General features: G+C 65.6%; 22 protein-coding genes and 3 tRNA genes. 22 read left to right on the top strand and 3 right to left on the bottom strand.

Translation table 11 applies throughout. The features are described 5' to 3' along the window. Nucleotides 1-15: 15 nt before the first annotated feature. Genes BLS66_RS01590 through BLS66_RS01580 form a run of 3 tightly spaced genes read right to left on the bottom strand, consistent with a single transcriptional unit; the run spans nucleotide 16 to nucleotide 3,909 of the window. On the bottom strand, nucleotides 16-873 hold the full coding sequence (locus BLS66_RS01590) for a polysaccharide deacetylase family protein (RefSeq protein ID WP_064238930.1): 858 nt from the start codon (nucleotides 871-873) through the stop codon (nucleotides 16-18). Further along, on the bottom strand, nucleotides 866-2,011 hold the full coding sequence (locus tag BLS66_RS01585; RefSeq protein ID WP_049470661.1) for a glycosyltransferase family 4 protein: 1,146 nt from the start codon (nucleotides 2,009-2,011) through the stop codon (nucleotides 866-868). Before BLS66_RS01585 ends, BLS66_RS01590 begins: the two co-directional genes overlap by 8 nt. A 20-nt stretch (nucleotides 2,012-2,031) precedes the next feature. Continuing rightward, nucleotides 2,032-3,909, bottom strand: a complete 1,878-nt coding sequence (locus tag BLS66_RS01580; protein ID WP_074724934.1) for a DUF3413 domain-containing protein — start codon at nucleotides 3,907-3,909, stop codon at nucleotides 2,032-2,034. A gap of 153 nt (nucleotides 3,910-4,062) precedes the next feature. Between BLS66_RS01580 and BLS66_RS01575 the strand changes: the two genes are divergently transcribed. The 22 genes from BLS66_RS01575 to nusA all read left to right on the top strand — a co-directional run bounded on the left by BLS66_RS01575 (nucleotide 4,063) and on the right by nusA (nucleotide 24,580). Continuing rightward, nucleotides 4,063-5,040 (top strand): isopenicillin N synthase family dioxygenase, encoded by a 978-nt coding sequence (locus tag BLS66_RS01575; RefSeq protein ID WP_049470666.1) that lies wholly within the window; start codon nucleotides 4,063-4,065, stop codon nucleotides 5,038-5,040. A gap of 305 nt (nucleotides 5,041-5,345) precedes the next feature. Continuing rightward, nucleotides 5,346-6,101: a triose-phosphate isomerase gene (gene tpiA, locus BLS66_RS01570; protein WP_053460948.1), complete on the top strand. Its 756-nt coding sequence runs from the start codon at nucleotides 5,346-5,348 to the stop codon at nucleotides 6,099-6,101. Between the two features lie 31 nt (nucleotides 6,102-6,132). Further along, a complete protein-coding gene (gene secG, locus BLS66_RS01565; protein ID WP_014647871.1) occupies nucleotides 6,133-6,570 on the top strand; it encodes a preprotein translocase subunit SecG in 438 nt (145 codons plus the stop codon). A gap of 51 nt (nucleotides 6,571-6,621) precedes the next feature. Continuing rightward, nucleotides 6,622-6,706, top strand: a tRNA-Leu gene (locus BLS66_RS01560). A 111-nt stretch (nucleotides 6,707-6,817) separates the two neighbouring features. Beyond that, nucleotides 6,818-7,174: an NADH-quinone oxidoreductase subunit A gene (locus tag BLS66_RS01555; protein ID WP_005417937.1), complete on the top strand. Its 357-nt coding sequence runs from the start codon at nucleotides 6,818-6,820 to the stop codon at nucleotides 7,172-7,174. Continuing rightward, nucleotides 7,165-7,719, top strand: coding sequence for a NuoB/complex I 20 kDa subunit family protein (locus BLS66_RS01550; protein WP_005417936.1), 555 nt, complete (start codon nucleotides 7,165-7,167; stop codon nucleotides 7,717-7,719). Before BLS66_RS01555 ends, BLS66_RS01550 begins: the two co-directional genes overlap by 10 nt. 33 nt (nucleotides 7,720-7,752) lie before the next feature. Further along, complete coding sequence (locus BLS66_RS01545; RefSeq protein WP_014647869.1) at nucleotides 7,753-8,502, top strand: NADH-quinone oxidoreductase subunit C; 750 nt, start codon at nucleotides 7,753-7,755, stop codon at nucleotides 8,500-8,502. Further along, entirely contained in the window at nucleotides 8,499-9,806 is a 1,308-nt protein-coding gene (locus BLS66_RS01540; protein WP_049470672.1) for an NADH-quinone oxidoreductase subunit D, read from the top strand. The genes BLS66_RS01545 and BLS66_RS01540 overlap by 4 nt, the downstream gene beginning before the upstream one ends. A gap of 97 nt (nucleotides 9,807-9,903) precedes the next feature. After that, on the top strand, nucleotides 9,904-10,431 hold the full coding sequence (gene nuoE, locus BLS66_RS01535) for an NADH-quinone oxidoreductase subunit NuoE (RefSeq protein WP_014647867.1): 528 nt from the start codon (nucleotides 9,904-9,906) through the stop codon (nucleotides 10,429-10,431). A gap of 4 nt (nucleotides 10,432-10,435) precedes the next feature. Continuing rightward, nucleotides 10,436-11,776 carry an NADH-quinone oxidoreductase subunit NuoF gene (gene nuoF, locus BLS66_RS01530; protein WP_005417934.1) on the top strand — a complete coding sequence of 447 codons (1,341 nt, stop codon included), beginning with the start codon at nucleotides 10,436-10,438 and terminating at the stop codon, nucleotides 11,774-11,776. Then, the gene (gene nuoG / locus BLS66_RS01525; RefSeq protein WP_074724933.1) at nucleotides 11,773-14,007 is read left to right on the top strand and encodes an NADH-quinone oxidoreductase subunit NuoG; all 2,235 of its coding nucleotides are present in this window, start codon (nucleotides 11,773-11,775) and stop codon (nucleotides 14,005-14,007) included. Before nuoF ends, nuoG begins: the two co-directional genes overlap by 4 nt. Continuing rightward, entirely contained in the window at nucleotides 14,004-15,098 is a 1,095-nt protein-coding gene (nuoH, locus tag BLS66_RS01520; RefSeq protein WP_074724932.1) for an NADH-quinone oxidoreductase subunit NuoH, read from the top strand. The genes nuoG and nuoH overlap by 4 nt, the downstream gene beginning before the upstream one ends. A 4-nt stretch (nucleotides 15,099-15,102) precedes the next feature. Then, a complete protein-coding gene (gene nuoI, locus BLS66_RS01515; protein WP_005417924.1) occupies nucleotides 15,103-15,591 on the top strand; it encodes an NADH-quinone oxidoreductase subunit NuoI in 489 nt (162 codons plus the stop codon). A gap of 9 nt (nucleotides 15,592-15,600) precedes the next feature. Continuing rightward, nucleotides 15,601-16,257 carry an NADH-quinone oxidoreductase subunit J gene (locus tag BLS66_RS01510; RefSeq protein ID WP_049470676.1) on the top strand — a complete coding sequence of 219 codons (657 nt, stop codon included), beginning with the start codon at nucleotides 15,601-15,603 and terminating at the stop codon, nucleotides 16,255-16,257. After that, on the top strand, nucleotides 16,254-16,559 hold the full coding sequence (gene nuoK, locus BLS66_RS01505) for an NADH-quinone oxidoreductase subunit NuoK (RefSeq protein WP_074724931.1): 306 nt from the start codon (nucleotides 16,254-16,256) through the stop codon (nucleotides 16,557-16,559). The genes BLS66_RS01510 and nuoK overlap by 4 nt, the downstream gene beginning before the upstream one ends. Nucleotides 16,560-16,566: 7 nt before the next feature. After that, complete coding sequence (gene nuoL / locus BLS66_RS01500) at nucleotides 16,567-18,735, top strand: NADH-quinone oxidoreductase subunit L (protein ID WP_032957444.1); 2,169 nt, start codon at nucleotides 16,567-16,569, stop codon at nucleotides 18,733-18,735. A gap of 23 nt (nucleotides 18,736-18,758) precedes the next feature. Then, the gene (locus tag BLS66_RS01495; protein ID WP_019660580.1) at nucleotides 18,759-20,267 is read left to right on the top strand and encodes an NADH-quinone oxidoreductase subunit M; all 1,509 of its coding nucleotides are present in this window, start codon (nucleotides 18,759-18,761) and stop codon (nucleotides 20,265-20,267) included. Nucleotides 20,268-20,282: 15 nt separating this feature from the next. After that, nucleotides 20,283-21,743 carry an NADH-quinone oxidoreductase subunit NuoN gene (gene nuoN, locus BLS66_RS01490; protein WP_032957446.1) on the top strand — a complete coding sequence of 487 codons (1,461 nt, stop codon included), beginning with the start codon at nucleotides 20,283-20,285 and terminating at the stop codon, nucleotides 21,741-21,743. A gap of 127 nt (nucleotides 21,744-21,870) precedes the next feature. Further along, nucleotides 21,871-21,947 (top strand) — tRNA-Met (locus tag BLS66_RS01485). An 82-nt stretch (nucleotides 21,948-22,029) separates the two neighbouring features. Then, a tRNA-Met gene (locus BLS66_RS01480) sits at nucleotides 22,030-22,106 on the top strand. A gap of 367 nt (nucleotides 22,107-22,473) precedes the next feature. Continuing rightward, nucleotides 22,474-23,064 (top strand): ribosome maturation factor RimP, encoded by a 591-nt coding sequence (rimP, locus tag BLS66_RS01475; RefSeq protein WP_019660578.1) that lies wholly within the window; start codon nucleotides 22,474-22,476, stop codon nucleotides 23,062-23,064. A gap of 4 nt (nucleotides 23,065-23,068) precedes the next feature. Beyond that, complete coding sequence (nusA, locus tag BLS66_RS01470; protein WP_014647859.1) at nucleotides 23,069-24,580, top strand: transcription termination factor NusA; 1,512 nt, start codon at nucleotides 23,069-23,071, stop codon at nucleotides 24,578-24,580. Nucleotides 24,581-24,613 lie beyond the last annotated feature (33 nt).

The raw sequence follows: 24,613 nt of genomic DNA, 5'->3' as shown, positions 1-24,613 counted from the left end.
AGGGCAGCGTAACGCTTACGGGCCCGGCACCATCTTCTTCTGGCGTGCCTTGAAGCCATTGAACAGCGGCGCGATCAGAGGGTTGTAGCTCTGCGCGATGCGCTTGCGCAGCCAGCTGGCCGGGCGGTTGCGGATCGCGAAGCGGTAGATGCGTTCCGGGTCGCCGCCCACCACGTTGCGACCGAACGGGTGGGTGGTGTGCAGGTAGCGGAAGCCCTGCTCGCGGGCCACCTCGATGTGATCCTGGTCGAAATCGCCGTAGGGCCAGCACAGCGTGTCCGACACCTCGCCCAGCTTTTCCTTCAGGACCTCGCGCGAGACTGCCAGGTCCCGGCTCAGGCCGGCACGGCGCTGCGCGCGGTCCAGGTCGTCGCGGCGCAGCCAGCGGGTGTGGGTATGGGTGTGGCAATGCACTTCGAAAGTGCCAGCGGCAATGGCCGCGCGCGCTTCGCTCCAGCGCATCATCACGTCGTCGCTGCGGTTCTGCTCGTAGATCGCCGCTTCGCAGCCGCGGTGGTCGGGCGTGGTGGGCAGCGTTGCGCCGGCCATCCCCGCATGCGGCCGCTGCGGGCCTTCGCCCATCCAGCCGGTGACCACGAACACCACCGCGTGCATCCCGTACTTCTGCAGGATCGGGTGCGCATACACCCAGTTGTCCAGGTAGCCATCGTCGAAGGTGATCACGATCGACTTGCGCGGCACCGGCCGGCCGGCCAGGAAACCGGCGTACTGGTCCAGTGTCAGCGAAGTCCAGCCGTTGCCGGCCAGCCAGGCGATCTGGCTTTCGAAATTCTCCGGCGACACGGTGATCATGCCCGGCGACGGGCTGACGTGGTGGTGCATCAGCACCGGTACGGTTCGGGCATCAGCCATGTCCCAGCTCCTTCAGCCACTGGTGGTAATAGTGTTCGGTGGTCTCGCCGTGGCCGTCGGGGGTGAAGCGGTGCGCGCTGCGCATCCAGTCCCACCCGGCGCGGCCCATCTGCCGGCGCCGTTCCGGATCGTCCACCAACAGGCGCAGGGCACCGGTCAGGGCTGCATTGTCGCCCAGCCGGGTGAGGATCGCATTGCTGCCATCGACCACCATCTCCGGCACGCCTCCAACGCGGGTGGCCACGATCGGCACGCCGACATAGGCCGCTTCCAGGAACACGGTACCGGCCGCTTCCTTGTGCGACGCCAGCGCGAAGATGTCGAAACCGGCCATCAGCCGGCAGGCGCCATCGCGGTAGCCCAGCAGATGCACCTGTTGCTGCAGCCCGTGTTCGTCGCGCATTGCCTGCAGCCGATCCATGACCGGCTGGCCATCGCCGATCACCACCAGGTGCAGGTTCGGATGCGTCCTGCACAGCGGCACCATCGCCTGCAGCAGGTCGGCGTGGCCCTTGGGCTCGCGCAGCACCGCCACGCAGCCGACCACGATGTCCTGTTCGCCGAAGCCGAGTTCGGCACGCACGTCCGCGCGCACCTCCTGCAGGCACTGCCAGGGATCGGCCTTGCGGATCTCGCTCCAGCGCGGCGGCACGGCGATGGGCGGTACGATACCGATGCGCTCGGCCGGAATGCCGCGCTCGGTCAGCAGCTGCTTGACGAAGCTGCTGACGGTCAGCACCCGGTGCGGCAGGCCGGTATAGGTCAGCAGCGAATTGACCGGGCTCATCAGGTGGCGCGAGCGCACCACCAGCGGCGTGCCGCCCAGGCGGGCGCCGGCGGCAGCGATCAGCGCGTCACGACGGCTGGTGGTGTTGACCACGTCGTAGCGCTCGCGGCGGACCAGCCGCGAGACCGACCAGATGCCACGCAGCAGGCGCAGCAGGCCGCCCATGCGCAGGGTGTGGACAGTGAAGCCATCATCGCGGGCCAGCGTAGCCAAGCGGGCTTCGGGCTGGCACAGCAGGGCCACCTCGTGGCCGCGCGCGCGCATCACCTGCATGTGGCGGAAGATGTAGATCTCCTGCCCGCCCATTCCCTTGGCGGCTTCGGTGTGCAGGATGCGCAACGGACGGTTCATGCGGGATCGATCCTTGAAGGTCAACGATTGCGGAAGCGGGTCAGCGCTTCCCATGCGGTACGTACGGCGGCGGCATCGGGCACCTGCTGCGGCAGCGGGCGATAGTGCAGGTCCAGGGCGGTGGCGTTGCCGAACTTGTCGAACACATAGATCGCATCGCCATGGCGTACCGCGCGCTGCGACCAGCTTTCGACCACCAGCGCACGCTGGCCCTGTGGCTCGGCCAGCAGGTCCTGGCCGGTGCTGTAGTCGGCCAGTGCGTTCTCGCAGCCCAGCGCGTGGCGCATCAGTGTTGGCACCCAGTCTTCGTGCGAGCTGGTGCGTGCGTCGTGGCCAGCGGCCTTGCCCGGCCAATGCAGCACGAACGGCACCTGCAGCTGGTAGTCGGAGAAGTTGCCGTTGTGGCCCCAGTAGTTCAGCCCGAGGTCGTTGAACTCTTCGGCATGGTCACCGGTGACCAGCACGATGGTGTCCTCGGCCAGGCCCTGCGCGCGCAGGTCGTCCAGCAGCGATCCGATCAGGCTGTCGGCATAGTGCACGGCGGTGCGGTAGCGGTTGAGCTCCGGCGTCGGGTCATGCTCCGGGCCGAACTTGAGGAAGTCGATGTCGGCGGCCATCGGTGTGGCCACCGGCGGATAGCCCTCGGGCATGTGGTAGGGCGCGTGGGTGGAGTCGAGGAACACGAACCCGAACCACGGGTGGTCTGCCGCCTGGCTGGCGCGGATGTCCTGCTGCAGCGCGCCGACGATCGCGCGGTCGCGACCGTCGGACTTCAGCGCCGATGGCCCCTGGTGCAGCTGGTCGCGCACATCGGCAAACACGGTGCGATCGAATTCGGGGCTGTACATCGGCGCGCTGCCGTACAGGTGCAGGTCGTAGCCCTGCTGGCCCAGCACCTGGAACAGCTGCGAACCACGCTGCTCGTCCAGCATGCTCGGCCAGTAGCCGCCGGGCAGGCCGTAGAGCAGCCCGAACAGGCCGTAGCGGGTGGCATTGCCGGTACTGAAGTGGTGGTCGAACACGCGCGCGTCCTGCGCCAGCGCCGACGTATGGGGCATCAGCTGTGGTGTCAGCGCATCGTGGCGCAGCGATTCCAGGACCACCATCAGCACGTTCGGGCGATGTGGGCTCTGGCAGCGCAGCGGATGCAGCGGGTACAGCAGCTGCGCGTGGCGCGGGTCGGGCAGGCCGGCCTGCTGCTGGCTGACCACGCCCAGGCGCCGCATGAAACTCTTGGCCGTGATCGGCTGTGCCCACGGCAGGTAGTTCCACTGTGCGATCACATCGCGGTCGCCGCGCGCGTCGTAGTAGGCCGTGGCCAGCTGGCCGCCGCCCATCAGCAGCGCGACCGCCGCCCAGGCCTGCAGCACCCGGCGCCGATGCGATGCCGCCGGCAGCAGCTTCCAGCATGCCCAGGCCAGCAGGCCTTCGGCGGTGAAGACCGCGGCGACCAGCAGCGCGACCTGCAGCCAGGTCTTCCAGGACAGGGCGACCTGGTCCTGCAGGGCGCCGCCGAACACCATGTTCACGACCATGGCATTGAGGTGGAAGCGGTACAGGGTGAAGACCTTGGCGTCGACCAGCAGCAGGCACAGCCACAGCCCCTGCAGCAGTACGGCGCTGACGCTCAACGTGCGCGCCCGGCGCGGCCACAGGCCCAGCAGCAGTGGCAGCAGGCCGGCCAGCGCGCCGAACGCGAGCAGGTGGCCGGGCAGGGCGATCGCCAGATAGGCCAGGCCCGTGGCACCGCCCGGATTGTCACGCAGTGGCACGTTGCCCAGCGCGATCGCCGCCGCCAGGACGGCGTTGCCGGCGATGAACAGCGACCACCAGGCCAGCCGGCGCCAGCGCTGGGCGGGACCTTCGACGACAGGGGCGGCGGAGACAGCGGCGGGCATGGCGGGGCGGGTTCGGGGAGCGCGGGAACGGGGAGCGGCGGCAACGTGATGGCCGCGTTGCGCCACGCGCGGGTCGCGCATTGTATCGGTTTGTTTCTTCGTATCGAGTGGCGTCCTCCGGGCGATCTGTCACAATGTTCAGGCGGGCCATGAATGCGCTGGCCCCCCAGACCCAACGACAAGCCAGGAACCGCTGTGAGCCAGATCCCCACCCTCGACATCACCCGTTTTGACAGCGACCGCGAGGCCTTCGTGGCCGAGCTGGGCGCGGCCTACCGCCAATGGGGATTCGCGGGCATCCGCAACCACGGCATTCCGCAGGCCGACATCGACGCGGCCTACGATGCCTTCAAGGCCTTCTTCGCCCTGCCGGAAGAGGTCAAGCGCAAGTACCACGTCGCTGGCAGCGGTGGCGCCCGCGGCTACACCCCGTTCGGCGTGGAAACCGCCAAGGGCTCCAAGCATTTCGACCTGAAGGAGTTCTGGCACATCGGTCGCGAGATCGCCGACGACTCCAAGTACCGTGACGTGATGGCGCCGAATCTGTGGCCGACCGAGGTCGAGGGGTTCCGTGAGCGCGGTTACGGCCTGTACCAGGCGCTGGACAACCTGGGGTCGCGCGTGCTGTCGGCGCTGGCCCTGCACATCGGCCTGCCGGAGAACTTCTTCGCCGACAAGACCAACTTCGGCAATTCGATCCTGCGCCCGATCCACTACCCGCCGATCACCACCGACGACATTCCGAACGTGCGCGCCGGCGCCCATGGCGACATCAATTTCATCACCCTGCTGGTCGGCGCCAGTGCCGCCGGCCTGGAGGTGCAGTCGCATGATGGCGAGTGGGTGCCGTTCACCTCGGACGCGGACACCATCGTGGTCAACATCGGCGACATGCTGCAGCGCCTGACCAACCACGTGTATCCGTCGACCATCCACCGCGTGGTCAACCCCCCGGGCGAACTGGCGCGCCAGCCGCGCTACTCGGTGCCGTTCTTCCTGCACCCGAACCCGGACTTCCTGATCGACGTGCTGCCCTCGTGCATCACCCCGGAGAACCCGAGCCGGTATCCGGAGCCGATCACCGCCCACGGCTTCCTCGAGGAACGCCTGCGCGAGATCAAGCTGAAGTAATGAGACGCGAGGCCGCCGAAAGGCGGCCTTTGTCTTTGCAGGGCGGCGCCCTGCAGCCGCGGTAGTGCCGGCCGCTGGCCGGCAAGTCCACGGCCAGAACGGACGGGTTACGGCGTCCCCCGCCATCCCCACCCGCCCGGCCAAGCCCACCCATCCAACCGGGCTTTCCGCGCCCAGCCCAACCAGACCCCCGCCACGAGGGGCTGCGCCGTTGGCTGAAAATCGATGTAACCGCTTACACGGAAACGGATTTTTGCCGTAACGGGTATCATGATCGGCTGACTTCACACAGGAGCCACCCGCTCATGCGCCGCAAGATCGTCGCCGGAAACTGGAAGCTGCATGGCAGCCGTCAATTCGCCAATGAACTGCTGGGGCAGGTGGCCGCCGGGCTGCCGGTGGATGGGGTGGATGTGGTGATCCTGCCGCCGCTGCCGTACCTGGGCGAGCTGGTCGAGGACTTCGGCCAGACCGGCCTGGCCTTTGGCGCGCAGGACGTGAGCAGCAACGAGAAGGGCGCCTACACCGGTGAGGTCTGCGCCGCCATGCTGGTCGAGGTGGGGGCCCGCTATGGCCTGGTCGGTCATTCCGAACGCCGCCAGTACCATCATGAGAGCAGCGAACTGGTCGCGCGCAAGTTCGCCGCGGCCCTGCACGCTGGGCTGGTGCCGGTGTTGTGCGTGGGGGAAACCCTTGAGCAGCGCGAGGCCGGGCAGACCGAAGCGGTCATCGCCAGCCAGCTGGCGCCGGTGCTGGAACTGACCGGCGCGGCCGGCTTCGCCCAGGCCGTGGTCGCCTATGAGCCGGTGTGGGCCATCGGTACCGGGCGTACCGCCAGCAAGGAGCAGGCGCAGCAGGTGCACGCGTTCATCCGTGGCGAAGTCGCGCGCTTCGATGCTAGAATTGCTGATTCACTGCCCATTGTTTACGGCGGTAGCGTGAAGCCCGACAATGCCGGGGAACTGTTCGCGCAGCCGGATGTCGATGGTGGGCTGGTCGGCGGCGCCTCTCTGGTGGCCGCGGACTTCCTGGCCATCGCACGGGCGGCGGCCGCGAACTAATCCTAGAAGTATTGTCCGAGGGCGGTTTCCAATGCTGATGTTGATCCTCAATGTCGTCTACGTGCTGGTCGCTGTGGCCATGATCGCGCTGATCCTGATGCAGCGTGGCTCGGGTGCGGCGGCGGGTTCGGGCTTTGGTGCCGGCGCCTCGGGCACGGTGTTCGGTGCGCGTGGCGCCTCGAACTTCCTGTCCAAGTCGACCAAGTGGCTGGCAGTCGTGTTCTTCGGCATCAGTCTCTTCATGGCCTGGTATGCCGGTCACGGCACCCGTCCGGCGGCCGACCAGGACCTGGGCCTGATGTCCGCCCCGGCGGCCAGCGCGCCGGCGGCTCCGGCGGGCGAACTGCCGGCCGTTCCGAAGGCCGATCCGGTCCCGGCCGCCCCGGTTCCGGCGGCGAATGTGCCGGCTCAGGCGGAATCTTCGGTTTCTGGTGAAGAAAAGCCTTCGGAAGGCTCCCAGAAACACTGAAGCCGGTTACAATACGCGGCGCATCGGGAAGATAGTCTGATGTGATCGTTTGCCCAGGTGGCGGAATTGGTAGACGCACTACCTTGAGGTGGTAGCGACGCAAGTCGTAGGGGTTCGAGTCCCCTCTTGGGCACCATTTGTAAGTAAAGCGGGTTCGTCTGGCGCGCAAGGCGCCAGGCAGGTTCCCGTCCACTCCCCCATGCCAAAGCGCCTGCAGGCGCGGCGGCAGAGGCAAGAGAGAATCGCTGTGCTGGCCGAATATTTGCCTTCTCTGCTGTTTCTGATCGTTGCCACCGGTATCGGCGTTACGCTGATGCTGGTTGGTCGATTCCTCGGTCCCCGCCGCCCCGATCTGGAAAAGCTCTCGCCGTACGAGTGCGGCTTCGAGGCCTTCGAAGACGCGCGCATGAAGTTCGATGTGCGCTACTACCTGATCGCGATCCAGTTCATCGTCTTCGACCTGGAAATCATCTTCATCGTGCCGTGGACCCAGGTCTTCATGGAGCTGGGCGCCCGTTCGCTGGTCACCATGGGCCTGTTCGTCGGCATGCTGTTCCTCGGTTTCATTTACGTCTGGAAGAAGGGAGCGCTGGAATGGGAGTGATTCAGACTCTCGATGGCCTGATGAACAACCCGTCGCCGGAAGGCCGGGTTGATGACATCCTGCGGCCGGAAGGCGACAACCCGCTGCTGGAAAAGGGCTTTGTCACCACCAGCGTCGACGCACTGCTGAACTGGGCGCGCACCGGCTCGATGTGGCCGATGACCTTCGGCCTGGCCTGCTGCGCGGTCGAGATGATGCACGCCGGCGCCGCGCGCCTGGACCTTGACCGCTACGGCGTGGTGTTCCGCCCGTCGCCGCGCCAGTCCGACGTGATGATCGTGGCCGGTACCCTGGTCAACAAGATGGCCCCGGCGCTGCGCAAGGTCTACGACCAGATGCCGGACCCGAAGTGGGTCATCTCGATGGGCAGCTGCGCCAACGGCGGTGGCTACTACCACTACTCCTATTCTGTCGTGCGCGGCTGTGATCGCGTGGTGCCGGTGGACGTCTACGTCCCGGGCTGCCCGCCGACCGCCGAGGCGCTGGTGTACGGGATCCTGCAGCTGCAGAAGAAGATCTGGCGTACACAGACCATCGCCCGCTGACCCCTTCACCTGACAAGAGCGCGCCAAGCCCCCATGGCAGAGCAAGCATCCTTCATCGACCGACTCTCCGCACGTTTCGCTGGTGCGAAGGTCATCGTGGTCGAACCCCGCGGCGAAGTGACGCTGGAAGTGCCTGCCGCCGAGTGGCACGCCACCGCCCTGGCGCTGCGTGACGAGTTTGGTTTCGAGCAGGCCGTGGATCTGTGCGGCGTCGACTACCTCGGTTATGGCTCCGACGAATGGGACACCGCCGACGTGTCCTCGCAGGGCTTCAGCCGTGGCGTCGAAGGCAAGGCCCAGGGCCGCTTCGCGTGGGGCGAGTTCCCCACCGAGGAAAACGGTGCCGACGGTGCCCGCCCGCAGCACATGCCGACCCAGCGTTTCGCCGTGGTCGCCCAGCTGCGTTCGTACCAGCACAACCTGATGATGCACCTGCGCTGCTTCGCCCCTGACGAAGCGCTGCCGGTGGTGTCCTCGCTGACCAGCGTGTGGCCGGGCCTGAACTGGTTCGAGCGCGAAGCGTTCGACCTGTACGGCGTGATCTTCGAAGGCCACCCGGACCTGCGCCGGATCCTGACCGACTACGGTTTCGTCGGCCATCCGTTCCGCAAGGACTTCCCGCTGATCGGCAATGTCGAAGTCCGCTACGACGAAGAAAAGAAGCGCGTGATCTACGAACCGGTCACCTCGGTGGAGCCGCGTGTCGGCGTGCCGCGCGTGATCCGTGACGACGCCCGTCTGCAGACCGCAGCCGGTGAGCGCGCGCAGGAGGCAGTGAAGTGAGCCACGTACACCAGGCCGGCGAAGCGTTCGCCAGCAACGCCGCCGAAAGCCGGCAGGAAATCCGCAACTACACCATGAACTTCGGCCCGCAGCACCCGGCCGCTCACGGTGTGCTGCGCCTGATCCTGGAAATGGACGGCGAAACCATCATGCGTGCCGACCCGCACGTGGGTCTGCTGCACCGTGGCACCGAGAAGCTGGCCGAGTCCAAGCCGTTCAACCAGTCGATCGGCTACATGGATCGCCTCGACTACGTGTCGATGATGTGCAACGAGCACGCCTACGTGCGCGCGATCGAGACCCTGATGGGCATCGAAGCGCCGGAGCGTGCGCAGTACATCCGCACCATGTACGACGAAATCACCCGCATCCTCAACCACCTGATGTGGCTGGGCTCCAACGCGCTCGACCTGGGTGCGATGGCGGTGATGCTGTATGCCTTCCGCGAGCGCGAAGAACTGATGGACTGCTATGAAGCGGTCTCCGGCGCGCGCATGCACGCGGCGTACTACCGTCCGGGCGGCGTCTACCGCGACCTGCCGGACCACATGCCGAAGTACAAGGAATCACGCTGGCACAAGGGCAAGGCGCTGAAGCAGCTCAATGCTTCGCGCGAAGGCTCGCTGCTCGACTTCCTGGAAAACTTCACCGTCGAGTTCCCCAAGCGCGTCGACGAATACGAAACCCTGCTGACCGACAACCGCATCTGGAAGCAGCGTACCGTCGGCATCGGCGTGGTCACTCCGGAACTGGCCCACCAGTGGGGCATGACCGGCGTGATGCTGCGCGGCTCGGGCATCGCCTGGGACCTGCGCAAGAAGCGCCCGTACGCCAAGTACGATGCCGTCGATTTCGACATCCCGCTGGGCAAGGAAGGCGACTGCTACGACCGCTACCTGGTCCGCGTCGCCGAAATGCGCGAATCCAACCGCATCATCAAGCAGTGCGTGGCGTGGCTGAAGGCCAACCCCGGCCCGGTCATGGTCAAGAACTTCAAGGTCGCTCCGCCCAAGCGCGAGGACATGAAGGACGACATGGAAGCGCTGATCCACCACTTCAAGCTGTTCAGCGAAGGCTATTGCGTACCGGCGGGTGAAACCTATGCGGCCGTGGAAGCGCCCAAGGGCGAATTCGGCTGCTACCTGGTCTCCGATGGCGCCAACAAGCCGTTCCGCGTGCACCTGCGCGCACCGGGCTTCGCCCACCTGTCCTCGATCGATTCGATCGTACGCGGCCACATGCTGGCCGACGTGGTGGCGATGATCGGTACCTACGACCTGGTGTTCGGCGAGGTTGACCGGTAATGCCGTCCGCCACGCCAACGCCCGCTGCAGGCAGCCGGCGCAAGCCGGCGCCGCAGTTTCTGGAATTTCACGTTATGCATTTCGCTGAGGTCGGCCGATGAAGGCGACAGGTAATTTCGAGGCGGCGCGCGACGTCGACCCGATGGTGGTGCTGAGCGACAAGACCCGCGCTCACATCGATCACTGGCTGTCCAAGTTCCCGCCGGACCGCAAGCGCTCTGCCGTGCTGCAGGGCCTGCATGCGGCCCAGGAGCAGAACCAGGGCTGGCTGACCGACGAGCTGATCGCCGCCGTCGCCAAGTACCTCGACCTGCCGCCGGTGTGGGCCTACGAGGTCGCCAGCTTCTACTCGATGTTCGAGACCGAGAAGGTGGGCCGCAACAACGTGGCCATCTGCACCAACATCAGCTGCTGGCTCAATGGCGCCGAGGACATCGTCCGCCATTGCGAGAAGAAGCTGGGCATCAAGCACGGTGAATCGACCCCGGACGGCCGCGTCTACCTCAAGCGCGAGGAAGAGTGCCTGGCCGGTTGTGGCGGCGCGCCGATGATGGTCATCAACGGTCACTACCATGAGCGTCTGACCCTGGAAAAGGTCGACGAGCTGCTGGACGGGCTGGAGTAAGGGCATGGCACATCACCACGAATCCAAGGGTCCGGTCGGCCCGGCGCCGCTGCCGCACCAGGTGGTCTACACCACCCTGCATTACGACACCCCGTGGTCGTACGAAAGCTACCTGAAGACCGGTGGCTACGCCGCCCTGCGCAAGATCCTCGAAGAGAAGATCCCGCCGGAGCAGGTCATCGAGATGGTCAAGGCCTCGGGCCTGCGCGGCCGCGGTGGCGCAGGCTTCCCGACCGGCCTGAAGTGGTCCTTCATGCCCAAGGGCAACATGCAGAAGTACATCCTCTGCAACTCGGACGAATCCGAGCCGGGCACCTGCAAGGACCGCGACATCCTGCGCTACAACCCGCACTCGGTGGTGGAGGGCATGGCGATCGCCTGCTACGCCACCGGTTCGACCGTGGGGTACAACTACCTGCGCGGTGAATTCCACCACGAGCCGTTCGAGCACTTCGAGCAGGCCCTGGCCGACGCCTATGCGAACGGCTGGCTGGGCAAGAACATCCTCGGCAGCGGCGTGGACATCGACATCTACGGCGCGCTGGGCGCCGGCGCCTACATCTGCGGCGAAGAAACCGCGCTGATGGAATCGCTGGAAGGCAAGAAGGGCCAGCCGCGCTACAAGCCGCCGTTCCCGGCGAACTTCGGCCTCTACGGCAAGCCGTCGACGATCAACAACACCGAAACCTACGGTTCGGTGCCGGCGATCATCCGCAACGGTCCGGAGTGGTTCAAGGGCCTGAGCCTGACCGCCAATGGCGGCCCGAAGTGCTTCTCGGTGTCCGGTTGCGTGCAGAACGGCGGCAACTTCGAAGTGCCGCTGGGCACCACCTTCGACGACCTGCTGGAAATGGCCGGTGGCCTGCGTCCGGGCCGCAAGCTCAAGGGCGCGATCCCCGGCGGCGTGTCGATGCCGGTGCTGACCGCGGCCGAGCTGAAGGGCCTGCCGATGGACTACGACACCATCCGTGCGCTGGGCTCCGGCCTGGGCTCGGGTGCGATCGTGGTGCTCGACGACAGCGTGTGCTGCGTCAAGTTCGCCTGCCGCATCAGCCAGTTCTTCCACAAGGAATCCTGTGGCCAGTGCACCCCGTGCCGTGAAGGCACCGGCTGGATGCACCGCGTGCTGGAGCGCATCGTCGCCGGCAAGGCCACGATGGAGGACCTGCACCAGCTGAAGGCGGTGGCCGGGCAGATCGAAGGCCACACCATCTGTGCGTTCGGTGAAGCGGCTGCATGGCCCATCCAGGGCTTCCTGCGCCAGTTCTGGGACGAATTCGAGTACTACATCGTCAACGGTCATTCGATGGTTGACGGCAAGAAGGTGGAGGCAGCCGCCGCATGAGCGCGCAACCCGTAAACCCGAACGTGCCACCGGATCACGTGACCATCGAGATCGATGGCAAGTCGCTGGTCGTGCCCAAGGGTTCGATGATCATCCAGGCGGCCGACAAGGCCGGCATTCCGATTCCGCGCTTCTGCTACCACGAGAAGCTGCCGATCGCCGCCAACTGCCGCATGTGCCTGGTGGACGTGGAAAAGTCGCCGAAGCCGGCGCCGGCCTGTGCCACCCCGGTGATGGACGGCATGAAGGTCGCCACCCGCAGCGAGAAGGCACTGAAGTTCCAGCGCTCGGTGATGGAGTTCCTGCTCATCAACCATCCGCTGGACTGCCCGATCTGCGATCAGGGCGGCGAGTGCGAGCTGCAGGACGTTTCGCTGGGCTATGGCCGTTCGGTCAGCCGCTTCAACGAGCGCAAGCGCGTGGTGCCGGACGAGGACATGGGCCCGCTGGTCGCCACCGAGATGACCCGCTGCATCCAGTGCACCCGCTGCGTCCGCTTCACCGCCGACGTTGCCGGTACCTATGAACTGGGTGGCATGTACCGCGGCGAGAACCTGCAGATCGGTACCTTTGACGGCAAGCCGCTGACCACCGAGCTGTCCGGCAACGTCGTCGACGTCTGCCCGGTCGGCGCGCTGACCAACAAGGTGTTCCAGTTCCGCGCCCGCCCGTGGGAACTGACCGCGCGCGAATCGCTGGGCTACCACGACGCGATGGGTTCGAACCTGTTCCTGCACGTGCGTCGCGGCGAAGTGCTGCGCACCGTGCCGCGCGACAACGAAGCGGTGAACGAGTGCTGGCTGTCCGACCGTGACCGCTACTCGCACCAGGGCCTGTACAGCGAAGACCGTGCGGTCAAGCCGCTGCGCAAGGTCAATGGCGAGTGGAAGGAAGTGAGCTGGGCCGAAGGCCTGGCCGCGGCCGCTGAGATCCTCAAGGCAAACCAGGGCGACAACCTGGGCGTGCTGGTGCATCCGTCCACCTCGAACGAGGAGGGTGCGCTGCTGGCCCGCCTGGCCAAGGGCCTGGGCTCGAGCAACATCGACCACCGCATCAACAACCGCGATTTCTCCGACGCCGCAACCGCCGAAGTGTTCGGCCTGCCGCTGGCCGAGATCGAAGGCGCCGACCGCATCGTCGTTCTGGGCAGCAACATCCGCCACGAACTGCCGCTGCTGCACGCCCGCCTGCGCAAGGCGCAGACCACCAACGGCGCGAAGATCCACGTCGTCAATCCGGTGGACTTCGACTTCGCCTTCAGCATCGCCGGCAAGCAGATCGTTGCGCCGTCGAAGTTCGTCGACGCGCTGGCCAACGCCGAGCTGCGTTCGGCAGTGCAGGGCGGCAACAACACCGTGCTGATCGTCGGTGGCATCGCCGAAAACCACCCGCAGGCTGCCGCGATCCGCGCTGCCGCGCGTGAGTTCGCCGCCGCCACCGGTGCCAAGCTGTGCCGCATCCCGCAGGGCGCCAATGCCGTTGGCCTGACCCGCGCCGGCGTGCTGCCGGCCGGCAAGGACGTCGCCGCGATGCTGGCGCAGCCGCGCCAGGCCTACGTGGTGTACGGCCTGGAGCCGGGCCTGGACTTCGCCGATGCCCCTGCCGCGCGCAAGGCGCTGGTCGGCGCCCAGGTGGTGGCCTTCAGCCAGTTCGCCTGTGCCTCGACCCGCGACGTCGCCGATGTGATCCTGCCGATCGGTGCGCTGCCGGAAATCGACGCCACCCTGACCAACCTTGATGGTCGCGAGCAGTCCGCCCGTGCCGGCGGCAAGCTGCCGGGCGAGGCCCGTGAGGGCTGGCGCGTGCTGCGCGCCCTGGGCGGCGAGCTGGCCGTGGCCGGTTTCGACTTCACCGACCTGGCCGGCCTGCGCGCCAGCCTGGCCCCGGTGTCGGTCACCGTTGCCGCTTCGGCGCAGCCGGTAGTTGCCGGCGAAGGCCTGGAAGTGGCTTCGACCGCCGCGATCTACCGCACCGATGCGGTGGTCCGTCGCGCCCCGGCACTGCAGTCGCATCCGCTCAACAACGCCCCGCGCATCGTGCTGAACGCAGAAGATGCCGCTCGCCTGCAGCTGCGGGAAGGGCAGATGGCCAAGGTCGGCACCGATGCCGGCAAGGCCACCCTGCCGGTGGTGGTCGACGCCCGCGTCGCTGCGGGTTCGGTCTGGATTGAATCGGGCCACGGCGCGACCGCGCCGCTGGGTGCCGCTCGCGTATCGGTGGTGGCTGCATGAACGAATTGCTGTTGAACGCGGTCGACCCGCTGCACCAGTGGCTGCTGGGCCTCGGTGACATCGGCGCGCTGATCTGGATCATCCTGAAGATCCTGGTGATCGCCGTTCCGGTGATCATCTCGGTGGCCTTCTACGTGGTCTGGGAACGCAAGCTGATCGGCTGGATGCACGTCCGCCACGGCCCGATGTACGTGGGCATGGGCATCTTCCAGGCCTTCGCCGACGTCTTCAAGCTGCTGTTCAAGGAAGTGGTCCAGCCGAGCAGCGCCAACAAGGCGATCTATCTGCTGGCCCCGCTGATCACCCTGGCCCCGGCCTTCGCGGCCTGGTCGGTGGTGCCCTTCGATTCGCAGATCGTGCTGTCCAACGCCAACGCCGGCCTGCTGTACCTGCTGGCGATGACCTCGCTGGGCATCTACGGCATCATCCTGGCCGGTTGGGCATCCAACTCGAAGTATGCGTTCCTGGGTGCGATGCGCGCCTCGGCGCAGATGATCAGCTACGAAATCGCCATGGGCTTCGCCCTGGTCGGCGTGATGATCGCCTCGGGCAGCCTGAACCTGAGCAACATCGTGATGGCGCAGGCCGGCAGTTCCGGCTTCTTCGACTGGTTCCTGCTGCCGCTGTTCCCGCTGTTCGTCATCTACTGGGTGTCGGGCGTGGCTGAAACCAACCGCGCGCCGTTCGACGTGGTGGAAGGCGAGTCGGAAATCGTCGCCGGCCACATGGTCGAGTACTCCGGCGGTGCCTTCGCCCTGTTCTTCCTGGCCGAATACGCGAACATGATCCTGATCAGCTTCCTGATCTCGATCTTCTTCCTCGGCGGCTGGCTGAGCCCGGTCCAGGGCTGGGTCAACTTCGGCGAAGTCTCGCCGCTGGTCGACTGGATCTGGAAGGGGGGCGCGCCGTGGCTGTTCGTCAAGGTGTTCTTCTTCGCCAGTGCCTACATCTGGTTCCGTGCCAGCTTCCCGCGCTTCCGCTACGACCAGATCATGCGCCTGGGCTGGAAGGTCTTCATCCCGCTGGCCATTCTGTGGATCGCGGTTACCGCCGTCATGGTGTTCTTCGGCGTGATTCAAAAGGGCGTCTAAAGTGATGAACAGGATTACCCATTACTTCAAGAGCCTGCTGCTGCTCGAACTGCTGGCGGGCCTCTGGCTGACGCTGAAGTACAGCTTCAAGCCGAAGTACACGATGATGTACCCGATGGAGAAGTTCCCGCAGTCGCCGCGCTTCCGTGGCCTGCACGCGCTGCGCCGTTATCCCAACGGCGAAGAGCGCTGCATCGCCTGCAAGCTGTGCGAAGCGGTGTGCCCGGCGCTGGCCATCACCATCGACTCGGCCAAGCGCGAGGACGGCACCCGCCGCACCACGCGCTATGACATCGACCTGTTCAAGTGCATCTTCTGCGGCTTCTGTGAAGAGAGCTGCCCGGTGGACTCGATCGTCGAAACCCACATCCTCGAGTACCACTTCGAGAATCGTGGCGAAAACATCGTTACCAAGCCGCAGCTGCTGGCCCTGGGCGACCGTCTCGAATCCGAGATCGCCGAGCGTCGCGCCGCCGATGCCGCTTACCGCTGAGGTCGAGAGATGGATTGGGTAAATATCGCTTTCTGGGTGTTCGCCATCGCGGCAACGGTTTCGGCCGGTGCGGTGATCAGCGTGCGCAACCCGGTTCACGCCGTGCTCTGCCTGGTGCTGACCTTCTTCTCCATCGCCTGCGTGTGGCTGCTGGTGGGCGCCGAGTTCCTCGGTGTGGCGCTGGTGCTGGTCTACGTCGGCGCGGTGATGGTGCTGTTCCTGTTCGTGGTGATGATGCTGGACATCGACCCCACCAAGCTGCGTGAGGGCTGGGTGCGCTACCTGCCGGTCGGCCTGATTGTCGCGGTCGCGATGCTGGCGCAGATGCTGATCCTGATCGGGGTCAAGGCGCGTTCGGTCACGCCGTTCCCGGCCGACAACGCCGCTGCGGTCGCCGCCGACAGCTCCAACATCACCTGGCTGGCACGCACGCTGTTCACCGAGTACCTGCTGCCGTTCGAGTTCGCCGCCGTCATCCTGACCGTGGCCGTGGTTGCCGCCGTGATGCTGACCCTGCGTCGCCGTACCGGCGTGAAGAGCCAGAACCCGGGCGAGCAGACCATGGTCAAGGCCGGCCAGCGCCTGCGCATGGTCAAGATGGGTGCCGAAGCACCGGTCGTGCACAGCAACAGCAAGCCGGTCGCCGGCGAGGAGACCCAGCCGTGATCACCCTTGGCCATATCCTCGCGCTGGGCGCGGCGCTGTTCGCCATCAGCCTGGCCGGCATCTTCCTCAACCGGAAGAACGTCATCGTCCTGCTGATGTCGATCGAACTGATGCTGCTGTCGGTGAACATCAATTTCGTCGGCTTCTCGCGTCAGCTGGGCGATCCGTCCGGCCAGCTGTTCGTGTTCTTCATCCTGACCGTCGCCGCCGCGGAAGCCGCCATCGGCCTGGCGATCCTGGTGACCCTGTTCCGTACACGCCGCACGATCAATGTCGGCGAAGTCGATTCGTTGAAGGGCTGATCCACAGATGGAAATCACTCTCTCCAAGAGTCTGTTGATCGCAGTGGTGCTCGCACCGCTGTTCGGCAGCATCATCGCCGGCCTGTTCGGTCGCCAGGTCAAGCGCTTCGGCGCGCAGACCATCACCATCCTCGGCGTCGCGGTGGCCTGCGGCCTGTCGATGTACACGCTCTACCAGCTGCTGTGGGGCGGTGCGCAGCCGTTCAACCAGAACATCTACACGTTCTTCGAAGTGGGCCAGTATTCGGCGCACGTCGGCTTCATGGTCGACAAGCTGACCGCGATGATGATGGTGGTGGTGACCTTCGTGTCGCTGCTGGTCCACATCTACACGATCGGCTACATGCAGGACGATCCGGGCTACCAGCGGTTCTTCAGCTACATCTCGCTGTTCACCTTCTCGATGCTCACCCTGGTGATGAGCAACAACTTCCTGCAGCTGTTCTTCGGCTGGGAAGCGGTGGGCCTGGTGTCGTACCTGCTGATCGGCTTCTGGTTCAAGCGCCCGACCGCGATCTTCGCCAACATGAAGGCGTTCCTGGTCAACCGCGTCGGTGACTTCGGCTTCCTGCTGGGCATCGCCGGCGTGCTGTGGGTGTTCGGCACCCTGGACTACTCGCAGGTGTTCTCGCAGGCCGGCATGCTGGCTGACCCGCGCGCCCAGCTGCAGATCTGGGACGGCACGATCCTGGGCATGCAGCTGCTGAACGAGCCGGTGATCTGGTCGATCGCCACCGTCATCTGCATCTGCCTGTTCATCGGTGCCATGGGCAAGTCGGCCCAGGTCCCGCTGCATGTGTGGCTGCCGGACTCGATGGAAGGCCCGACCCCGATCTCGGCACTGATCCACGCCGCGACGATGGTGACCGCCGGTATCTTCATGGTCACCCGCATGTCGCCGCTGTTCGAGCTGTCGCAGACCGCGCTGAACTTCGTGCTGTTCATCGGTGCCACCACCGCGTTCTTCACCGGCCTGATCGGCATCGTGCAGAACGACATCAAGCGCGTGGTCGCGTACTCGACCCTGTCGCAGCTGGGCTACATGACGGTTGCGCTGGGCGTGTCGGCCTATTCGGCCGCCGTGTTCCACCTGATGACCCACGCCTTCTTCAAGGCCCTGCTGTTCCTGGGCGCCGGCTCGGTCATCATCGCGATGCACCACGAGCAGGACATGCGCAAGATGGGCGGCCTGCGCAAGTACATGCCGATCACCTTCATCACCATGTGGATCGGTACCCTGGCGCTGGTCGGCACGCCGTTCTTCTCCGGCTTCTACTCGAAGGACACCATCATCGAGGCCGCCGAGCTGCACGCGCACCTGTCCAACAGCTGGGTGGCCACCTATGGCTACTGGGCGGTGCTGGGTGGCGTGATCGTCACCAGCTTCTACAGCTTCCGCCTGCTGTTCCTGACTTTCCACGGCAAGGAGCGTTTCCGCGACGCGCATGATGACCACGCCCATGGCCACGGCCATGACGATCACCACGCCGCCGACGCCCACCACGGCGATGCGCATCATGACGACCACGGCCATGGCCACGGTCCGCACGAGCCGCACGAAACCCCGTGGGTGGTGACCCTCCCGCTGATCCTGCTGGCCATCCCGTCGATCGCCATCGGTTTCTTCAGCATCGGCCCGATGCTGTACGGCACCGACTGGGCCGGCAACCACGCGCACGATGCCATCAAGGGCCAGGCGCACACGTTCTTCACCGGCATCGTCGACTTCTACGATCCGGCCAAGAACACCATCGGCTTCCTGGGCGAGGAGTTCCATGGCCCGGTCGCCTTCGCGCTGCACGGCATGATGGCTCCGGCGTTCATGCTGACCGTTGCGGGCTTCCTGCTGGCCGCGCTGTTCTACCTGTGGAAGCCGGACCTGTCGGGCAAGGCCCGCAAGACCTTCGCTCCGCTGGTGTCGGTACTGGAAAACAAGTACGGCTTCGACAAGCTGTGGATCGATGGCTTTGCTGGTGGCAGCGTCAAGCTGGGCAAGGTCTCGCGCTGGATCGACAGCAACATCGTCGACGGCGTGGTCAATCTCTCGGCACGTGTTGTGGACGTCGCAGCCGGCGTGCTGCGTCGTACCCAATCCGGTTTCCTCTATCACTACGCCTTCGCGATGATCATCGGCCTGATTGCCCTGCTGGGCGTGCTGATGCATTACCTGCGTTGATGACCTGTACGGAATAAGAAGACGTGTCGAACTGGCCTCTACTCAGTGTCCTCATCTGGCTGCCGATCATCGGTGGTGCCCTGATCCTTGCGATCCGTGATGCGCAGACCGCCCGCTGGGCGTCGCTGGGCGTAGCGGTGCTGACGTTCGTGGCGAGCCTCTCGCTGCTGAGCGGCTACAACGCAGGCGTCGATGGTCTGCAGTTCGTCGAGACCCATGCCTGGATCCCGGCGTACAAGATCGGCTACAACCTGGGCGTGGACGGCATTGCCGTGGCGCTGATCCTGCTGACCACCCTGGTCAGCGTGCTTGCCCTGATCGGCGCCTGGAGCGCCATCGACAAGCGCGTCAACCAGTACGTGGCGGCCTTCCTGATCCTGGAAGGCGTCACCGTCGGCATCTTCGCCGCGACGGACGCGATGCTGTTCTACGTGTTCTTCGAAGCGATGCTGATCCCGATGTTCCTGATCATCGGTGTCTGGGGCGGTCCGCGCCGCATCTACGCCGCGCTGAAGTTCTTCCTGTACACCTTCCTCGGCTCGGTGCTGATGCTGGTGGCGCTGATCTACCTGTACATGAAGGGCGGCAGCTTCCAGCTGGCCGACCTGTACGCGCTGCCGCTGTCGGCCAAGGAGCAGACCTGGATCTTCTTCGCCTTCCTGATCGCCTTCGCGGTCAAGGTGCCGATGTTCCCGGTCCACACCTGGCTGCCGGACGCCCACGTGGAAGCGCCGACCGCCGGTTCGGTGATCCTGGCCGCGATCGCCCTGAAGATCGGTGGCTACGGCTTCCTGCGCTTCAACCTGCCGATCGTCCCGGACGCGTCGCAGGAATGGGCCTGGCTGGTGATCGCACTGTCGCTGATCGCGGTGATCTACGTCGGCCTGGTCGCCCTGGTGCAGGACGACATGAAGAAGCTGATCGCCTATTCGTCGATCGCGCACATGGGCTTTGTCACCCTGGGCACCTTCATCGCGCTGTGGCTGGTGCGTGAAGCCGGCAACGCCGATGCCGCGCGCCTGGGCCTGCAGGGCGCCATGGTGCAGATGATCTCGCACGGCTTCGTGTCCGGCGCGATGTTCTCCTGCGTCGGCGTGCTGTACGACCGCATGCACAGCCGCCGCATCGCCGACTACGGCGGCGTGGTCAACGTGATGCCGTGGTTCGCCACCTTCGCGATGCTGTTCTTCATGGCCAACGCGGGCCTGCCGGGTACCAGCGGCTTCGTTGGCGAGTTCATGGTCATCCTGTCGGCCTTCCAGCGTAATCCGTGGATCGCCCTGGGCGCGGCCACCACCCTGATCATCGGCGCCGCCTACACCCTGTGGCTGTACAAGCGCATCTTCTTCGGTGAAGTGGCCAACAGCCATGTTGCCGAACTGAAGGACATCAACGGCCGCGAATGGCTGGTGCTGGGCGTGTTCGCCATCGGCGTGCTGGCCCTGGGCATCTACCCCAAGCCGCTGACCGACCTGATGGAGCCCTCGATCGCGAAGCTGGCGATGCAGATCGCATCCAGCAAGCTGCTGTAATTCCAGGATTTGATGATGACCACCTCGCCGCTGCTGCCATTGACCGCCGCTGACCTGCCACCGCTCGCTCCCGAGCTGGTGCTGATCGGCAGCGCCTTCGCCCTGATGATCCTCGACCTGTTCGTCAGCAACCGGAACAAGATCGTCACCCACCTGTTCTCGCTCGCAGCGCTGGCCGTGGTGCTGTTCATGCTGGCCACCGGCGTGGGCGGGCAGGGCGAGGTCTTCCATGGCATGTTCGTGCGCGATACCGCCGCGGACGTGATGAAGACCGGGATCGTGCTGCTCAGCGGCCTGACCCTGGTCTACGGCTGGCGCTACCTGCGTGACCGCGACCTGTTCCAGGGCGAGATCCCGGTGCTGATCCTGTTCGGCACCGCCGGCATGATGATCCTGGTCTCGGCCGGCAGCCTGCTGATGGTCTACCTGGGCCTGGAACTGCTGGCGCTGTGCTCCTACGCCCTGGTCGCCAGCAACCGCGAAAGCGGCCTGGCCTCGGAAGCGGCGATGAAGTACATCGTGCTGGGTTCGCTGGCCTCGGGCCTGCTGCTGTACGGCATGTCGCTGATCTACGGCGCCACCGGCAGCCTGCACCTGGATGTGATCCGTGAGGCCATCCCGCACTCGGAAGAGCGCGTGCTGCTGATCACCGGTGCGGTGTTCATGATCGCCGGCGTCGCCTTCAAGCTGGGTGCCGCGCCGTTCCACATGTGGCTGCCGGACGTGTACCAGGGTGCCCCGGCACCGATCGCACTGTTCATCAGCTCGGCGCCGAAGCTGGCCGCGTTCGGCATGGCCTACCGCCTGCTGGAAATGGGCGTGGGTCCGCTGTCGACCGAACTGCAGCTGCTGATCGCCGGCCTGGCCGCGGTATCGCTGGTCATCGGCAACCTGATGGCCATCGCGCAGAGCAACCTCAAGCGCATGCTGGCGTTCTCCACTGTCTCGCACATCGGCTTCCTGCTGATGGGCATCGCCGGTGGCGGTTCGCAGGGCTACGCCGCCGCGCTGTTCTACGCACTGGCCTACGCGATCATGTCCACCGCGGCTTTCGGCGCGATCATCGCGCTGTCGCGTGCCGGCTTTGAAGCCGAGAACATCGAGGACTTCAAGGGCCTGAACGCCCGCAACCCGTGGATGGCCGGCCTGGTGCTGTGCATCATGGCGTCGCTGGCCGGCATCCCGCCGTTCCTGGGCTTCTGGACCAAGCTGGCGGTGCTGGGCGCGGCCGTCAACGGCGGCCTGCTGTGGCTGGCCATCCTCGGCGTGCTCTGCGCCGTGGTCGGCTGCTTCTACTACCTGCGCGTCATCAAGGTCATGTACTTCGATGAGCCGGTGGGCGAGGCCATGCCGCGCAGCAACGACCGCGTGCTGGGCGTGGTGCTGGGCGTGAATGCCCTGGCGCTGCTCGCGCTGGGCCTTGCCTGGAACCCGATCATGGTCTGGTGCCAGCAGGCATTTGCGCATCTTGCATAAAAGTTGACACAAAGCTGCGCGATTCGTGTAATATGCGCAGCCTGAGTTGTCACTGCAGCGGTTCAGCCAGAACATCGTTGCGGCAGCCTCCCTCGAAAGGGTGGGGCAGCAGTTCAAGTACTTCCGGTGCGGGGTGGAGCAGTCTGGCAGCTCGTCGGGCTCATAACCCGAAGGTCGCAGGTTCAAATCCTGCCCCCGCTACCAACGTCGGATCGGCGCCAACCGGTTTGATGAATGAGGGATCGCTTGCATGTTTCGAAGCAATCGCTCATAATTCCGCTTCTGATGCGGGGTGGAGCAGTCTGGCAGCTCGTCGGGCTCATAACCCGAAGGTCGCAGGTTCAAATCCTGCCCCCGCTACCAAGTAAAGGAATCGCCTTCGAAGCCCTGCTTCGGAGGCGTTTTTCTTTGGGGTCTGCGTCGTTTCCGCGTGATCGGGGTCAGATCCCTCTTCCACGGCAAAAGGGATCTGACCCCGGGTCCGCACCTTGCACCAGCGCGGTGCAGCCGCTATCATCAGCGGCCTAGCAGTACCCCTGAAGGCGGTCTCCCGGCGGGAGTCCAGATCCGGAAGGAGGGCCGCAACCGGCAGGCCATGCAGGTTGCAACCGGAATCCAGTCACCGGAGTCTTTCCGGAAAAGGGGCCCAGCGGGCCCTTTGTCGTTTCCGGGGCGTCATGTTTCCACGCCGGCCAAGGCCGGCACCCAACCATAGAGATCAAGGCAGGCTGTGAGCGACAAGGCAACCGACATCGCGAATCTGCTCGCCCCGACCGTTGTGTCGCTGGGCCTGGAGCTGCTGGGCGTTGAGTATCTGCCGGCCCCCGGCGGTGCGACCCTGCGCCTTTACATCGACGTGCCGCTGGCTGAACAGCCCGAGCGCATCATCAATGTCGACGACTGCGAGCGGGTCAGCCGCGAAGTGTCGGCGCAGCTGGACGTCGAGGACCCGATCAGCGGCAATTACACGCTGGAAGTGTCCTCGCCGGGCGTGGACCGGCCGCTGTTCAACCTGGAGCAGTTTGCCCGCCACCAGGGCGAATCGGCCAAGGTCACGCTGAAGCTGCCGCAGGACAACCGTCGTCGCCTGCAGGGTCGTATCGAGGCGACCGACGAGGCGGCGGGGACCATCACGTTCATCGTCGACAAGGCCGAAGTGGTCGTGTCGGCCGACAACATCGACAAGGCACGGATCATGCCCGACTGGGTGGCGCTGGGGCTGGCCCCGAGCAAGCCGACCGGTCCGGCACCGAAGCGTCCGAAGCCGAACACGAATTCTTCTTCCAACGAGCCGGCGGCAAAGAAGCCGCGCGCGGAGTGAGCCAATGAGCAAGGAACTGTTGCTGGTAGTCGACGCAGTCGCCAACGAGAAGGGCGTGCCGCGTGAAGTGATCTTCGATGCCATCGAGGCCGCCCTGGCCTCGGCAGCGAAGAAGCGCTATCCCGACGAGGAAGTGCTGACCCGCGTGGTCATCGACCACAAGGATGGCAGCTACGAGACCTTCCGCCGCTGGGAAGTGGTGGCCGATGACGTGGTCATGGAATCGCCCGACCGCCAGATCCGCCTGATGGACGCCGTCGACGAAGCCGAGGGCGTCGAGGTCGGCGACTACATCGAAGAGCAGATCGAGAACCCGGATTTCGGCCGCATCGCTGCCCAGGCGGCCAAGCAGGTCATCGTCCAGCGCGTGCGCGAAGCCGAGCGCCAGCAGGTCGTGGATGCGTGGAAGGACCGCGTGGGTGAACTGATCACCGGCGTGGTCAAGCGCGCCGAGCGCGGCAACATCTATGTCGACCTGGGTGGCAACGCCGAAGGCTTCATTCCGAAGGACAAGGGCATCCCGCGCGACGTGCTGCGCGCCGGTGACCGCGTGCGTGGTTACCTGGCCGAAGTGCGTTCCGAGCCGCGTGGCCCGCAGCTGTTCATCAGCCGCGCCGCGCCGGAATTCATGATCGAGCTGTTCAAGCTGGAAGTGCCGGAAGTCGGCCAGGGCCTGGTGGAAATCAAGGCCTGTGCACGTGACCCGGGCGACCGCGCCAAGATCGCCGTGCTGGCCCACGACCAGCGCACCGATCCGATCGGTGCCTGCATCGGCATGCGCGGTTCGCGCGTGCAGGCCGTGTCCAACGAGCTCAATGGCGAGCGCGTGGACATCGTGCTGTGGAACGACAACCCGGCCAACTTCGTCATCAACGCGATGGCACCGGCCGAAGTGCAGTCGATCATCGTCGATGAAGACAAGCACTCGATGGACCTGGCCGTTGCCGAAGACCGCCTGGCCCAGGCGATCGGCAAGGGCGGCCAGAACGTGCGCCTGGCCAGCCGCCTGACCGGCTGGCAGCTCAACGTGATGACCCAGGACCAGGTCACCGCCAAGTCGGAGGCCGAGCAGGCTGCCGCCCGCCAGCTGTTCATGGACAAGCTGGAAGTGGACGAGGAAATCGCCGGCATCCTGGTCAGCGAAGGCTTCGGCACCGTCGAGGAAATCGCATATGTCCCGGTCGGCGAACTGCTGGCCGTGGAAGGTTTCGACGAGGACATCGTCGAAGAGCTGCGCGCTCGTGCCCGCGATGCGCTGCTCAATGAGGCCCTGGCAGTCGAAGAAGGCCTTGAAGACGGCCAGCCGGCGCAGGACCTGCTGTCCCTGAAGGGCATGGACGAAGCCACCGCATACGCGCTGGCCGGCCACGGCGTGCGTACCAGCGAGGATCTGTCCGACCTGGCCGCCGACGAGGTCATGGACTTCGGCATCGAAGGACTGGATCAGGCGCGCGCCGCTGCGCTGATCCTGGCCGCCCGTGCCGAGGAGATCGCCCGACTGGAACGCGGCGAATGAGCCGGCAATGAACAGGGCCCTGAGCCGCTCAGG

Origin of the sequence: Stenotrophomonas pavanii, assembly GCF_900101175.1 — a bacterium.
Classification (GTDB): Bacteria; Pseudomonadota; Gammaproteobacteria; order Xanthomonadales; family Xanthomonadaceae; genus Stenotrophomonas; species Stenotrophomonas pavanii.
This window is presented reverse-complemented; position numbering and strand designations above follow the sequence as displayed.